9 protein-coding genes are annotated in these 14496 nt (G+C 64.1%); 8 read left to right on the top strand and 1 reads right to left on the bottom strand.

Going from position 1 to position 14496, the window contains the following annotated elements; genetic code table 11:
- Positions 1 to 21 precede the first annotated feature (21 nt).
- Positions 22 to 1263, bottom strand: a complete 1242-nt coding sequence (locus tag CFB49_RS25665; protein WP_089492651.1) for an NAD(P)/FAD-dependent oxidoreductase — start codon at positions 1261 to 1263, stop codon at positions 22 to 24.
- 576 nt (positions 1264 to 1839) lie between these two features.
- On the opposite strand from CFB49_RS25665, the gene CFB49_RS25660 reads away from it, so the two are divergent.
- The 8 genes from CFB49_RS25660 to CFB49_RS25625 all read left to right on the top strand — a co-directional run bounded on the left by CFB49_RS25660 (position 1840) and on the right by CFB49_RS25625 (position 14038).
- Positions 1840 to 2547 carry a YfiR family protein gene (locus tag CFB49_RS25660; protein WP_069617397.1) on the top strand — a complete coding sequence of 236 codons (708 nt, stop codon included), beginning with the start codon at positions 1840 to 1842 and terminating at the stop codon, positions 2545 to 2547.
- A complete protein-coding gene (locus CFB49_RS25655; protein WP_089492650.1) occupies positions 2544 to 3812 on the top strand; it encodes a diguanylate cyclase domain-containing protein in 1269 nt (422 codons plus the stop codon). Before CFB49_RS25660 ends, CFB49_RS25655 begins: the two co-directional genes overlap by 4 nt.
- Before the next feature lie 86 nt (positions 3813 to 3898).
- On the top strand, positions 3899 to 4408 hold the full coding sequence (locus tag CFB49_RS25650) for an OmpA family protein (protein WP_069617395.1): 510 nt from the start codon (positions 3899 to 3901) through the stop codon (positions 4406 to 4408).
- Positions 4409 to 4689: 281 nt separating this feature from the next.
- Positions 4690 to 6570 (top strand): type VI secretion system baseplate subunit TssF, encoded by a 1881-nt coding sequence (gene tssF / locus CFB49_RS25645; RefSeq protein ID WP_089492649.1) that lies wholly within the window; start codon positions 4690 to 4692, stop codon positions 6568 to 6570.
- Positions 6571 to 6703: 133 nt separating this feature from the next.
- A complete protein-coding gene (locus CFB49_RS25640; RefSeq protein ID WP_089492648.1) occupies positions 6704 to 8842 on the top strand; it encodes a type VI secretion system Vgr family protein in 2139 nt (712 codons plus the stop codon).
- A 17-nt stretch (positions 8843 to 8859) separates the two neighbouring features.
- Positions 8860 to 9324, top strand: a complete 465-nt coding sequence (locus CFB49_RS25635) for a DcrB-related protein (protein WP_059584433.1) — start codon at positions 8860 to 8862, stop codon at positions 9322 to 9324.
- Positions 9321 to 13664 carry an RHS repeat-associated core domain-containing protein gene (locus CFB49_RS25630; protein ID WP_249190472.1) on the top strand — a complete coding sequence of 1448 codons (4344 nt, stop codon included), beginning with the start codon at positions 9321 to 9323 and terminating at the stop codon, positions 13662 to 13664. Before CFB49_RS25635 ends, CFB49_RS25630 begins: the two co-directional genes overlap by 4 nt.
- Entirely contained in the window at positions 13661 to 14038 is a 378-nt protein-coding gene (locus CFB49_RS25625; protein ID WP_212195550.1) for a hypothetical protein, read from the top strand. The genes CFB49_RS25630 and CFB49_RS25625 overlap by 4 nt, the downstream gene beginning before the upstream one ends.
- Positions 14039 to 14496: the final 458 nt, after the last annotated feature.

Genomic DNA, 14496 nt, shown 5'->3' with positions numbered 1-14496 from the left:
GCCGGCGCCGGTATCGCGCGCTCAGAAACGATCAGCGCGATACGGCGCCGGATCGGTGAACGGCGCTTCGCCGGTCATCATCTCGGCCAGCAGGCGGCCGGTGACGGGGCCGAGCGTCAGCCCGTGATGGTTGTGTCCGAACGCGAACCACAGCCCGCGATGCGCGGGCGCGGGACCGATCACCGGGCGCATGTCGGGCGTGCACGGGCGGAAGCCGAGCCACGGATGCGGGTCGAGCCGCTCGCCGAACCCGAACACCGGCCGTGCGACGCGTTCCGCGCGCTCGAGCTGCACGCCCGTTGGCGGCAGCCCGCGCCGCGCGATCTCGACGCCGGTCGTCAGCCGCAGCCCGCGCCGCATCGGCGCGATCACGTAGCCGTATTCGCGATCGACGATCGGCGCCGACGGCACGCCGCGCGCGGACGGCGCGTAGTGCATGTGATAGCCGCGCTTCTCGCGCAGCGGGATCGTGTAGCCGAACTTGCCGAACACCGTGTCGGACCACGGGCCGAGCGCGACCACGACGGCCGGCGCGGCCGCCGGGCCGTCGTCGGTCCGGACCTGCCAGCCGGGCGACAGCGCGTCCAGGCTCGCGGCGTCGCCGGTCAGCAGCGTGCCGCCGCCCTGCACGAACAGGTGTGCATACGCTTTGACGAGCGCGGCCGGATCGACGACGCTCTTCGGGTCGAGCCAGTGCAGCGCACCGCAGAAGCCCGGGGCGAGGCTCGGTTCCTGCGCGCGCAGCGCGGCCGCGTCGAGCGGCGTGATGCCGAGCCCGTGGCGGCGCGCGGTGAGGCCGGCCTCCGCGACGCCGCGTTCGAATGCGGCCGGCGTGCGGAACGCTTCGAGCCAGCCACTCGCGCGGACCAGTTCGCCGGCGCCGGCGCGCGCGATCAGCGCATCGTGTTCGACGATGCAGCGCTCGATCAGCGGCAGCATGTCGCGCGACGCCGCCGCGTGACGCAGCGGCGCCGATTCCCACCAGAACCGTGCGAGCCACGGCGCGAATGCGGGCAGCGACGCGCTGTGCCAGTAGAGGTCGGTCGAGCGGTTCAGCGCATAGCGCATCAGCGTGAACGGGCTGCGCGGGAACGGGTACGGTTCGACCGACGAGCGCTCGATCAGCCCGGCATTGCCGAAGCTCGTGCCTTCGCCGGGTGCGCCGCGATCGACGAGGGCAACCTTGCGGCCGCGATCCTGCAGGTGCAGCGCGGCGGAAACGCCGACGATGCCGGCGCCGAGAACGATGACGTCGAAATCCATCGATGGTGAGTGACGGTTGGCGGGGCGCTTGCCCGCGGTACGGTGCGCGCCCGGGTTGGGAATCGTTCGAACCGCAAGCATACTCGCGCCGGCGTGGGGGGCCAAGAGGGGCACGCGGTCGATACGTGGCGGCTGGCCCGTGCGCGACGATCGCCGCTGGCCGTGACGATGTGGGCAGCACGCTGCGCCGGTACGCGCATTCCGAGGCGCGTGACGACCGAATTGTCCGCACACGCACACGCACATGCATACGCGGCGCCGCTGACGATCGGAGCCGCGCGTGTCGCGATCGCGCAGCACGCGAGTACATATGAAGTTTGCCGTGCGCGGACGGTCAATCAGCCGATCGATTCGCCGACGTCGCGATCGAATCGATGTCGGCCGACGCGTGCGTCCGTCTCATCGGGCAGCCGCACCGAATCCGCATACTTTCCGACGTTTTCGCGGGTGATTCCCACTGCTTGGGGAGCCGAATTTTTACCTAAGATGGAAGGAATCGTGCGCGTGATACGGTGCCTGCACGCGCATGGCAGGCAGGAGGCAGGGCCGGGAACGACTGCGGCAGATGTTTCCATCATGGATGCGAGTGTGTGCGCGGCGGCTGCGAGTCTTGCAGTCGCATCGACGCCAGCGTGTGCGGCGGCAATCGCCGCGCGAAAGGCGTCCGGCCAGCAGGGCCGAGTCGCCACGTTCCGCCATGCGTTTGTCGCAATCGTTTGCGTTCTGAGCGCGATACCGGCCGTCCTCGCCGGCGCGCCCGGGGTTGCCGAGCGTCCGGTCGATACGGTGCAATTTGCCGCCACCACCACGCCGACCGGTCCCACGGGTCCCGCCTTTTCGTCACACGACTCCGCCGTGCGTCAGGTGGTGCTCGGCATCATCAGCTTCACGCGCTGGCCGACGACGCCCGTGCGCCTGCATCTGTGCGTGACGGGCAGGCCCGACTACGCGGGTGGCCTCACCGACACGCTGCAGGCCGGCTCGACCGTGCTCGACGTGCAGCGCATCCGCTTCGACGACCCCGCGCTCGGCATGGCGTGCGACGTCGTGTATCTCGGCGCCCTCGGCAACGACGAGCGCGCACGGGTCAGGGCCGTGCTGTCCGGCCGCCCGGTGCTGACCGTTGCCGAACACGATATGTCCTGCACCGCGGGCGCGATGTTCTGCATCACGGTCGAAGGCGAACGCGTCACCTTCGACATCAATCTCGATGCGGTCGCGCGCAGCGGCGTGCGCGTGCATCCGAACGTCCTCAATCTCGCACGACGGCCGGTGGCGCCATGACACGATCCGCGCTCCCCGTTCCCGCTTCGCGCCCACCGCGCCCGACGCTGCAAAGCGTGCTGCGCCGCGCGCATCTGCGCCTCGCGTTCGTCGCCGTGACGATGGCCGCCGTGTCGTTGATCGTCGTCGCCGTGATTGCGTTGCGCGCGTATGCCGGCAACAACCTGAATCTGCTGGCGCGCTCGCTCGGTTATACGGTCGAGGCGGCGCTCGTGTTCGGCGATCGCGTCGCGGCGAACGAGGCGATCGGGATGATCGCCGGCGACGAGGACGTCGCGCAGGTGGTCGTCACCGACAGCAGGGGCCAACTGTTCGCGACGTGGCAGTTGCCGGCCGGAAACGGGGTCGCCCGGCTCGAGCGCGCCGTCGCCGATGTGGCGCTGCCCGGGCCGGTCACCGCGCCTGTGATGCATGACGGCATCATCGTCGGCCACGTCGTCGTGCGCGGGCGCGGGCACCAGTTCTTCGGCTTCCTGCTCGGCGGCGTCGGCGGCATTCTCGGCTGCCTCGCCGTCAGCGTGTTCGGCGCGTACGTCAGCTCGAAGCGCCTGCTGCGCAACATCGTGTCGCCGCTGCGCGCGCTGGCCGGCGTCGCGCACGCGGTGCGGCGCGAGCGGGCGTTCGCGCGGCGCGTCGAGCCGACGGCGATCGCCGAACTGAACCAGCTCGGCGACGACTTCAACGCGTTGCTCGACGAATTCGAAGACTGGCAGAACACGCTGCGCGACGAGAACGCGTCGCTCGAGCACAAGGCGACACACGATGCGCTCACCGGGTTGCCCAACCGCATGCAGTTCGAATCGCGCCTCGCGCTTGCGCTGTGCGATGCCACGTTGACCGGGCAGCGGGTCGCGGTGCTCTATCTCGACTGCGACCACTTCAAGGAGATCAACGATGGTCTCGGCCACGACGCCGGCGACGCGGTGCTGATCGGCATCGCGTCGCGGCTGCGCACGCGGGTGCGCGAGACCGATCTCGTCGCGCGCCTGGGCGGCGACGAATTCGCGGTGATGCTGGCGACGGTGCCCGAAGCAGGCAGCGTGTGCCGGATCGCCGACGAGATTTTGTCCGGCATGGCGCCGTCGATCGAGCTGTCCGACGGCCGCGTGGTGGCCACCATGATGAGTGCCGGCGTTGCGCTGTATCCCGATCACGCGTCGGACGCGAGCGGCCTGCTGCGCGCGGCGGATATCGCGATGTACCGCGCCAAGCGCGCGCGGCCGGGGTCGTGGCAACTGGCGGAGAGCGTGGCAGGGCCGGTGTGATGTCGATCGACTCGCGCCGCGGACGAGGCCGCGGCGGCGGTTAAAAGAAGCGCTTGCGGAGCGGGCGCGATGGAAGGGGATGCGAAATGAACCACTCGTTTCCTGTGAGCACGGGGCGGATGTGCGTCGGGAGCGCGCTGCTGCTGTGCATGCTGCTGGGGGGCTGCAAGACGCCGCCGCTTCATCGCGGGCTGACGCAGACGCAGGTCACGGCGCTGAAGTCGGCCGGGTTCCAGGAGACCGGGCAGGGGTTCGAGTTCGGCTCGACCGGGCCGATCCTGTTCGATTTCGACCGGTACAACCTCAAGCCGGATGTCCGGCGGATCGTCGAACGGATCGGACGGACGTTGCAGTCGGCGGGGATCAACGGCGTGCGCGTGTATGGGTATTCGGATAACGAGGGGACGGAGAAGTACGACGTCGAATTGTCGAGGCGGCGGGCTGAAGTCGTGGCTGTCGAGTTGGTCGACGTGGGACTCGACGCGAAGCGGATCACGATCGTCGGGAAAGGGAAGCGCGATCCGGTGGGGGATAACAAGACGCCAGGCGGGCGGGCGCAGAATCGGCGGGCGGCGATCGTGGTTTCGCCGAGGTGACGCGACGCGTTGTGCGTGGGTGGACGCGCTGACAAGCGAGCTGTGCCGCCTGTTGTAACGGTTCGCCACCATTGGCGCGAAAATTTGCGAGCGACCGTTCGCATGCGGCGAGCCTTGATGTTCGCGGCATTCGGGAGGGGCATCGACTGCGTCCGTCATCGCCGGAATGACGCGCTTTCGATTCGTTGTGAATGAAACAATCGGTCATCCAAATAAAATCGTTCCGCCTTTTATTGAACGCTGCATCGTCATCCGCACATGCAGCGACGGACGGAACGAGTATGGCCATCGAACCCAAGGATCTGTTGCCGCACTTCGAACGCGAGATGACGCTGCTGCGCCGTTCGATGCAGACGTTTGCTCAACGCTTTCCCAAAATAGCCGCTCGGCTGGCGATCACCGGCGAGCGTTCGGACGATCCGCACGTCGAACGCCTGTTGCAGTCGTTCGCGTTGATGGCGGCGTGTCACGACATCCGTCTCGAAGATGACGTGCCTGCGTTCACGGGCAGTTTTCTCGATACGCTCGACAGCGCTTTTCTGCGCCCGTTTCCATCATGCGCGATTGCGCAATTCCATGGCGACGGCAGCAGCGAACTGACCGCGCCGCGCATCGTTCCTCGCGGCGATCGGCTGATCGCGCCGATTGGCAAGGAAGTATTTCGCATTGCGGACGATGTCGCGATCGCGCCGCTGAATGTGTCGGCGGTGCGTTACACGACGTCGGCGATCGCGCCGCGCGACGTCGCGTTGCCCGCGGAAACGACCGGTTTGCTGACCTTCACGTTCGAACTCACCGCGCCGAATGAGACGTTCGCCATCGTGCCGGACAGATTGCGCGTGCATTTCACCGGCGCGCGGGAAATCGTCGCGGCGCTCACCGATGCCGCGTTGCTTCTTGCCGGCCGGAGCTTCGTCGAAGCAGGCGATGCAACGCGCTGGAAGCGTCTGCCGGACGCGACGTTCACGGCTGTCGGCTTCGATCCAGCCGATGCGCTGCTCGACGTGCGGCCCGACGATGCGCTCTGGCCATTCCACCTGCTGATGGCGTATTGCGCGGTGCCGGAGCGTTTCGACTTCGTCGACCTGGACATGCGGGCGATCAAGCGAAGCGCCGGCGTCAGCCGTCGCGTCGTGCTCCATCTGGCGATCGCGGGCGTGCATCCGGATTCGCATCGCGCCCAACGTCTGGCCGCCGCAACGGCCGACCACGTCCGGCTGTTTTGTGCGCCGGTCATCAACCTGTTTCCCGACGACGCCCAGCCGATCGAGACGCGCGCCGGTTGCGCCCATTACGCGGTGAAGGCGCTGGCGCAGGCCGGCGCGTCGCGCACGGCCATCTGGTCGATCGACACCGTTCGCCATGTTTCCGACTCGGGCGCGTCGACACTGGCACCGTTCCGGTCGCTGCAGCATGGCACGGGCATGCGTCCCGGATTGTTCTGGACGGTGTTGCGCGACGAGGCACGGCGGGCGCCGAAGGAGCCTGTCGATTCCCGAACCAAGGAGGCGGAGACGACTCCGCCACCAGCCCCGGCCGACACTGCCGAGTCGCTCCGCGGCGTCGAACTGGCACTGGTCGATCAGGACGGACGACCTGCCGATCCCGGCCATCGCAAGCTGGAGATCCGGCTGTCCTGCACGCAGGGCGATCTGTCCGGGATGCGTGAGCGCGAGCTGGCGTTGCCCAGCGGCGACCCGGTGGGAACGATTTCGCTGCTGAACCGGCCGACGCGGAGCCAGCCTCCCGCTTTCCGCTACGGCGAGCTATGGGATCTGCTGTCGCTCCTCGTGCCGCAGGCGACACGGCTGGACAAGGGCGGGCTGACCCAGCTCAGGCGGCTTTGCGCGCGCTGGGCGGAGGATTCCGTCGACGCCGGCCGGCGTTTCGATGCGCTCGTGTCGCTATCGACGGCGCGCGTGCGGTGCTGGCTGCCCGGCAAGCCGGCATCGGCGTTCGTGCACGGGCTGGAAGTGCGGCTGGTTGTCGACGAGCAGCGTTTCGCCGGGTTCAGCCTCAGCGGGTTCGCGCACGTGATGGACCGGTTTTTCGCACCACATGTGCCGGTCACGAGCTTCGTGCAGGTCGTGCTGCTTTCGGCCGCTACCGGCGCGCTGCTTCGGCGTGGGACGCCGCGTCCGGGTACCCAGCCGCTGGTTTAGTTTCTCGATTTTCAGGGCTCGAACGAAAACGTTTGCGCACGTCTTTCAAGCGCCCGGGTTTTACCCTACATTATCGGGGCCGCGGACCGGCGAGCCGGCCGATGGAACCTGAGATCACACGCAAGGAACAAGAATGAGTTTCGCTCCGAACGGGGGTATTCCCAGTGGATTGGGCGGCAGTGCGCTCGGCTCGTTGAGCGCGCTCGGGGGCCTCGCCGGCCCGGTGGCGTCGAGCGTGGCCGGCAGCCTCGGGCCGCTCGCGGGGCTGGCCGGGCACGTCGACACCGTCCAGCGCGCACTGCAACTCGCGCAGACCGGCTTCTCGCTGATGGAGAAGACACCCGGCGCCATCGCCGAAGCGATCAACGGCGCCGCCAACCCCGCGCGCCTGACCCAGCTCAACCGCTACGTCACGCTCGACACGCCGCTCGGCCCGGATGTGCTGCTGGTCAGCGCGGCCGTCGTCGACGAGCACGTGAACCGCTTGCCGGAAATCCACCTCGACCTGCTGTCGCATCGCCACGACCTGCGCCCCGAGGATCTGATCGGCCAGCAGGTCAAGATCCGCTTCGACCAGCAGGCGCGCCTGTCGACGCTCGAACGCGTCGTGGCGTCGGGCGCGGGCGACAACGATCGCTACTTCGACGGCTACGTGGCATCGTTCGATCGGGCCGGCAACCCCGGGAACGTCACGCAATACCACCTGACGGCCGTGCCGTGGTTCTGGTTCCTCACGCGCTCGACCGACTGCCGGATCTTCCAGAACAAGACCGCGCAGGACATCCTCACCGAGATCTTCCAGGAACACGGTTTTTCCGATTTCACGTTCGACATCCGGACGAGCCAGAAGCCGCTCGAGTACGTCGTGATGTACCAGGAGAGCTACTACAACTTCTGCGCGCGGCTGATGGAGCAGGAGGGGCTCGTGTGGACGCATCGTTACGAGAAGGACAAGCACTTTCTCGTGATCGGCGATACAAACCTGCTGTTCCGCCCGATCGACGGGCTCGCCACCGTGCCGTTCGCCGCGACCGAGGCGAGCGAGGATAGCGGCATCGACCAGTTGCACGAAGGCCGGCGTTTCGGCGTCGGCAAGGTCACGTTCCGCGACTTCAATCACCAGAATCCGTCTTCGCCGCTGATGCTCGTGGAGGCCGGCCCGCAAAACCTCAAGCACGCGCGGCTCGATGCTACCGAGCGGTTCGAGCACCAGTCGCTGTACGACCATGGCGACGACGGCAACCGCTATGCGCGTTTCGCGATGGAGGCCGAGGAGGCGCAAGCCCATCGCTATACCGGCGGCGGCTACGCGTGGCGCATGACCACGGCCGGCGCCGTGACCGTCGCGAATCATCCCGTGCTTGAAAACAACCAGGAATACGTGATCCTGCATGTGCGTCACGAGGCCGTGAACGACTACACGCAGCACAGCGCGAAGCTGCCGTACCGCAACAGCTTCGCGCTGCTGCCGAAGAAGATTCCGTACCGTGCGCCGCGCGCGACGCCGAAGCCGGTGATTCACGGCACGCAATCGGCGATCGTCGTTGGGCCGAAGGGCGAGGAAATCTATACGAACGGCAGCGCGGTGAAGGTGCATTTCCCGTGGGACCGGCGCGGCAAGAAGGACGGCTCCGATTCGATGTGGGTGCGTGTGTCGCAACCGTGGGCGGGCGACGGCTGGGGCGCGGCCGCGATTCCGCGGATCAAGCAGGAAGTGCTGGTGGCGTTCAATCAGGGCGATCCGGATAACCCGGTGATCGTCGGGCGCGTGTTCAACGGCGAGCAGGGCAACCCGTATCACGGCGCGGCCGGGCAGACGATGGGGATCAAGAGTCAGACGCACAAGGGGCAGGGGTCGAACGAGATCCGCATGACCGACACGAACGGCATGCAGGAATTCTTCATGCATGCGCAGAAGGACATGAACACCGTCGTCGAGAACAACGAGACGCACAAGGTATTCGGGCCGATGCGTATCGTCCTCGTGGCGACGGGCAGCGAAGAAAAGCAGATTCCGCAGGGCAACCTGACCGAGACGATCGCCGAGAAGCGCAGCACCACGGCGACTACCGTCGAGGTGACGACGCCGGCGAAGGACGGAGGCGGCGGCACGCAGGTCTACATGGCCGAGCGCGGCATCCTGCTGAAAGTGCAGAACAGCTCGATCTCGCTCGCGCCGGAAGGCATCCGCCTGGAGCACAACGGCTCCGTGATCCTGATGACCGACGACGGCGTGATGGTCAACGGCAAGCGCATCGATCTCAACAAATAACTCGAACGAAACTAGCCATGCACTACGCAATCCATGAAGGCACCTTCGAATTGCCGGACGCGGCGCTTGATCGCACCGTCAACATGCTGATTCTTCCCGTCGGCCCGGGCGGGCTGAGTCTCGTCGTGTCCCGCGGCCGGTTGCGCGAGCAGGAGTCGATCGACGCGTTCGTCGAGCGCGAATGGGCGCAGGCATCGCGCACCGCGCAGAATCTGAACGTGCAGTCGCGACGCCCGGTGACGGTCGGGCGGGCAGAATGCCCCGGCGTGCAGACGGAATCGACGCATGAACAGGACGGCCGCACGTTTCATCAGATGCAGACGGCGTTTCGGCTCGATGCCGGCGGGCAGGTCATCGTGATGACGTTGACCAATGCCGCGCCGCTCAACGACGAACAACGTGCGCTGGCCGCGCGCATGCTGGAGAGCTTCCAGCCTCGCCCGGTTGCGCCCACGCTGGTTTCGGATGCCGGTCGCCCATGAGTCAGCCGGCCGCTCGTAAGGACGATCCCTTTACCCACACGACGCTCGCGGGCGACCTGCTCGGCATGGGCGGGTCGCTGCTGGGTGGCTTGGGGATCGGATGGGCGCTGACCACGATAGCGGAAGGACTCGTGTTCGGTGCATTGGGTGCGCTCGAAATCGGCACGGGCGGGCTGGCGACGCCGATCGTGCTCGCGATCGGCGTCGGCGTGGCCGCCTACATGCAGGGCTCGGGCCTCAACGACAAGATCGACGAGGCCGCGAAGGGGCTCGGCAATGCCATTTCCCCGCCCGAGGAGAAAGGCACGATCCAGAACGGCTCGCCCGATGTGTTCATCAACGGGAAGCCGGCCGCGCGCGCGGCCGACGGCGCGGACATGGATCCGGTCCTGTGCAGCGATCATCCCGGCCCGCAATTCGTCGCGCAAGGGTCCGACGTGGTGTTCATCAACGATCTGCCCGCGGCGCGGGTCGACGACAAGACCACCTGTGACGGCACGATCTCGAAGGGCTCGCCGGACGTTTTCTTCGGCGGCGGCACGAAGACCGTGCGCGACATCAGTGCGGCGCGGCCGTGGGTCGCCGGACTCGGCGCGGCGATCGGTATCGCGCTCGCGCTCTGTGGTCGAGGCAAGGGAAGCTGGGGCGCTTTCGTCAAGGGCAAGCTGCCGTGTCTCGCGATGAACTTCGCGGCCGGCATATTCGGCACATGGCTCGGCAGCAAGATGCAGCCGTCGGCCGGCCATCCCGTCAACGTGATCACCGGCGGCAAGATTCTCGACGGCAGCGACGATACCGACTTCGTGTTGCCGGGCCCGCTGCCAATCGTCTGGCGGCGTTTTTACAGCAGCCACGACGATCGCGCCGACGGCCTGTTTGGGGTCGGCTGGAGCGTGCCGATCAGTGTCGAGTTGCGGTTGGCGCGGGAGAACGGCGTCGTCACGTCGATCACGTACTGGGACGAACAGGGGCGCGACATCGAGTTTCCGGCGGTGCCGCCGGGTGAGAGTCATTTCAGCGTGCCTGAAGGCATTTACCTGATTTGTACCGCCGGCGGGCACTATGTGGTCGAAACGGTCGATGGTTTGTATCGCGATTTCGGCCCGGCCCGGGCACCGGCGTCGGATGCTGAAACACTGGAGCTTCGGCGGATCGAGGACCGAAACGGTAATTGGATCGAGGTCGAGCGTGCGAGTGTCGGCGAACGGGTGCGGCCGGTTCGGCTTCACGATAGCGCCGGCCGGGTGCTGACGCTGCATTACGATCCGGAGCATCCGCGACGCGTCGCATCGATTGAACTGTCACGCGGCGTCGATGGCGAATTGCCCGAGATTCTGGTTCGTTACGGCTATACGCGCGCCGGCGAACTCGCATCGGTCACCGATCGCAGTGGCCATACCGGGCGGCATTTCGGCTACGAACACGGCCTGATGACACGGCATACGCTGCCCGGCGGACTACAGTGCTTTTACGCGTGGAACGGCGTCGGCCGCGACGCGCGTGTCGTGCGCCACTGGACCGACGACGGCGAAGCGTACACGTTCGATGCGGACCTTGCGCAGCGTTCGGTGACGATCACCGACCAGATCGGGCGCGTGACGCAATGGACGTGGAACGAGGATCGGCAGCCGACGAGCCATACGGATGCGGAGGGCAACGTATGGCAGTTGGAATGGAATGCGATGCGGCAGCTGGTCAGCACGACCGATCCGGCTGGCCATGTCACTCGCTTCGAATATGACGAGCGCGGGCGGCAGACGCAGCGGATCGACGCGCTTGGCCAGGTCGAGCGGACCGAATGGAACGGGCACTACGATCTGCCGGTTGCGGAAATCGATCCGACCAACGCGCGATGGATTTATCGTTACGACGCGCGCGGCAACCTGACGATGACGCGCGATCCGGTGGGTTCCGCGACCGAGTATTACCGGGACGAGCGCGGGCTCGTGCACACGATTCGCGATGCGCGTGGCGGCTATAAGTTCCTCGAATGGAATGGCCGGGCGCAGTTGACGTCGTATACCGATTGTTCCGGCAAGGTCACGCGGTTTGCGTATGACGCACGCGGTGCGCTCGCGCGGGTGACGGATGCCGCCGGCCATGCCACCGTGTACGAAGCGGATGCGATGGGGCGGGTCACGGGGATCGGGACGGCTGATGGTGCGCGTCAGACGTTTCGGTATGACGCGGCGGGGCGCCTCGTCGAGGTCATTGATGCGAATCAGCGCAGCACGCGTTACGAACTCAATGCGCGTGGATTGTTGCTCGCACGCACGGATGCGGCTGATCGTGTCGTGCGGTTCGGTTATGACGAAGCGTTCCGGTTGGCGAGCTTGACCAACGAGAACCGTGAGACGTATCGCTTTCAGTATGACCGTCGCGATCTCGTGTCCGCACAGATCGGTCTTGATGGACACAAGCGTACGTACGAGTACGACGTGTGCGGTCAAGGCACGATCGTACGGGATGGGCAGATCGAGACGCGATACGAGCGCGATGCGATCGGGCGGTTGGCGGCGAAGCAAGCCGCGCATGAGCGTTGTGAGTACCTGTACGACAAGGCAGGCCGAATTACATCGGCCGAGTTGTACACGCTCGCCGCGCGCGGACCGTCGCTGAAGAATCGCGTCAGCTTGAAATACGACGCGCGCGGAGAGGTCGTCGAGGAATACACGCCGACTGGCTGGCTCGCACACACCTACGACGAGCTTGGAAATCGGGTCAGCACGACGATTTCCGGTGAGCGTACGATCGATTGGCTGCATTACGGTTCAGGGCATGTGCACCAGATTCGTTTCGATGGTGCCGCGGTTGCGGACATCGAACGGGACGATCTGCATCGCGAGGTGCTACGGACGCAAGGCAAGCTGACGAGTCACTTCGGGTATGACGCGGTGGGGCGCCGTGCGCGGCAAACTGCGCAGCGAGGTACGGCGGGCGGCGAGTTGCTTGCGAAGCAGTGGCAATACGATGCGGCGGGTGATGTGATCCAGAAGCGCGATCAGCGCTACGGCACGACGAGCTATCGGTATGACCCGACGGGGCGCATCGAACAGGCGGCAGGGCCGGGGCTACCGTCGGAAGTGTTTCGCTGGGATGCGGCGGCCAACCTGGTGTCGAGCGATCACCCGGGCGGCTACGTCGAGCACAACCGGCTCAAGGTGTTCGAGGACAAGCGCTTCGAGTACGACGTGTATGGGCGGTTGGTTCGCAAGCTGAGTGGGCATGGGCCGGCTAAAGAGCTCGCTCTTGAATACGACGATTGGAACCAGCTCAAGACCGTCGTGACGAAGGACCGGCTCGGCATCGCGACAACGCATTTCGAGTACGACGCGTTCGGCCGGCGGATTCGGAAGCTCAACGGCAGTTATGCGAGTACGGATTTCCTGTGGGACGGCATGCGGTTGGTGCAGGAGACGTATCACGATCGCCAGGGCGAGGAAGCGCTGACGTACTTGTACGAGTCGAATAGCTATGTGCCGCTTGCTCGGATCGATCAGGGGAAGGCGGCGGCGAATGATGCGGATGTACGGGATGCGGTTTATTACTTCCACAACGATGTTTCGGGGCTGCCGGAGGAGCTGACTGACGCTGGGGGCGAGCTGGTTTGGCAGGCGCGCTATAAGGTGTGGGGCAATGCGGTGCAGGAGGAGTGGATCGCGCGGGCGCCACAGCGGTCGGCACCGGAATGGGGGAAGGTGCGAGAGGCGATTCCTATATCTACTCACGTACCGCGGCCGCAGAACCTGCGCTTCCAAGGAGAATATCTGGATCGGGAGACAGGGCTGCACTACAACGTGTTTCGGTACTACGATCCTGATATCGGGAGGTTCATTAACCAGGATCCCATCGGACTGGTCGGTGGGATGAATTTGTATCAGTACGCGCCGAATCCGATAAATTGGACGGACCCGCTTGGATTAAGTTCGCTGGATGCAATTCAGCAGCAAATAAATTCAATATTTGAAAGTCATTTGCCTGCAATACAAGCTATCGATCCCAATGCGACGGTCGGTTATAGAGGGAGTGCTGCGAGTGGTATCAGTAAAGCACATGATCCTGCGATCTCTAGGCCAATAAATATAAACGATTTTGATGTTGATGGATTTATTCAATCTGATTATTTGGCAAACAATTCGATATTTACCAATAGACGTCGAGATGCGTCTAAAATTCCTGGGTTTTCCGATATAGAAAAATCTATTGATAGCGATTTGAGGAAGGCATTTCCTGGGCTGCGAGAGGATCCGTTTGGGTTTAGAATTTTCAAAACCCACGAGCTGAGCGATCTTGCAAGAAAGGGAGATAAGCAAGTGAAAATTGGGGGGTGTTTAAAGTGAGTGATGAACGTGGTCGGTGCCTGAGCGTGGTTCTTCTTGAGAATATTGATTTTGAGGATTTGGTAAAAAAAATCGAAAATGCGTTTGGTGTAAGTCTCTTGGTGAGTGATAAAAAGGGACGCTATGTTGCAGCGTGGGAGGGGGGCGATTTTTCCATTGAGGTTATTGATAGGGTTGATCGACTTGGGGATTTTTTGAGTGACGACAGCCATGTCATTGATTTTTTTGCCAATCCAGATAATAACTCAAATTTAGAATTTGAGGGAAAAATAAAATCAATTTTAAAAGAGGGTGGAATTAAATGGGCGCGAGGGGTATGGTCGCAAGTTAATCGGGGTGATGATTTCAGAGAGATATATCCGAATTTTGATTAATCTGCGGGGCTGGGCGGCAACTCTCCCGGGTGTGTCTGGATGGGTCGCATATGGTGCTTATACGTCTGGACGAACATCACTGTGGGGTTGGGATTGCCGTCGGAAGTGTTTCGCTGGGATGCGGCGGCCAACTTGGTGTCGAGCGATCACCCGGGCTGTGGAGGTAAGTGATATGGCGTTATTGAAAGTAAAAGCAGGTGATATTGTTGCAATTCCCTGTTAAATGAGCGGTGAGTGGGGGTTTGTGTATTCTCGGGTGATTTTTGTGGGGGCGACAAAGTGGATTGAAGTTTTTGATGACTTTAATGTTGACTTCGATACGGTGTTGGAGGGTGCAAAGCCAGAAAAATTCGAAAAAAAGTCTCGCCTTTTCAATCGGGCTATAGCGTCTTTTTATTTTGGGAAAATTTTTGCTCCGTGAAGTGGCCCATACTGTCATCGGATCCTCTGTATACGTC

The organism is Burkholderia sp. AU17457, assembly GCF_002223255.1.
In the GTDB taxonomy this organism is placed as follows: Bacteria; Pseudomonadota; Gammaproteobacteria; order Burkholderiales; family Burkholderiaceae; genus Burkholderia; species Burkholderia sola.
The sequence above is the reverse complement of the archived record's forward strand: the minus strand, read 5'-3'. Positions and strand labels throughout refer to the sequence as shown.

Bases quoted from the DNA above. Each gene is read 5' to 3' on its own strand.
- CFB49_RS25665 (WP_089492651.1), bottom strand. From the start codon at position 1,263: ATGGATTTCGACGTCATCGTTCTCGGCGCCGGCATCGTCGGCGTTTCC.
- CFB49_RS25660 (WP_069617397.1), top strand. From the start codon at position 1,840: ATGGATGCGAGTGTGTGCGCGGCGGCTGCGAGTCTTGCAGTCGCATCG.
- CFB49_RS25655 (WP_089492650.1), top strand. From the start codon at position 2,544: ATGACACGATCCGCGCTCCCCGTTCCCGCTTCGCGCCCACCGCGCCCG.
- CFB49_RS25650 (WP_069617395.1), top strand. From the start codon at position 3,899: ATGAACCACTCGTTTCCTGTGAGCACGGGGCGGATGTGCGTCGGGAGC.
- tssF (WP_089492649.1), top strand. From the start codon at position 4,690: ATGGCCATCGAACCCAAGGATCTGTTGCCGCACTTCGAACGCGAGATG.
- CFB49_RS25640 (WP_089492648.1), top strand. From the start codon at position 6,704: ATGAGTTTCGCTCCGAACGGGGGTATTCCCAGTGGATTGGGCGGCAGT.
- CFB49_RS25635 (WP_059584433.1), top strand. From the start codon at position 8,860: ATGCACTACGCAATCCATGAAGGCACCTTCGAATTGCCGGACGCGGCG.
- CFB49_RS25630 (WP_249190472.1), top strand. From the start codon at position 9,321: ATGAGTCAGCCGGCCGCTCGTAAGGACGATCCCTTTACCCACACGACG.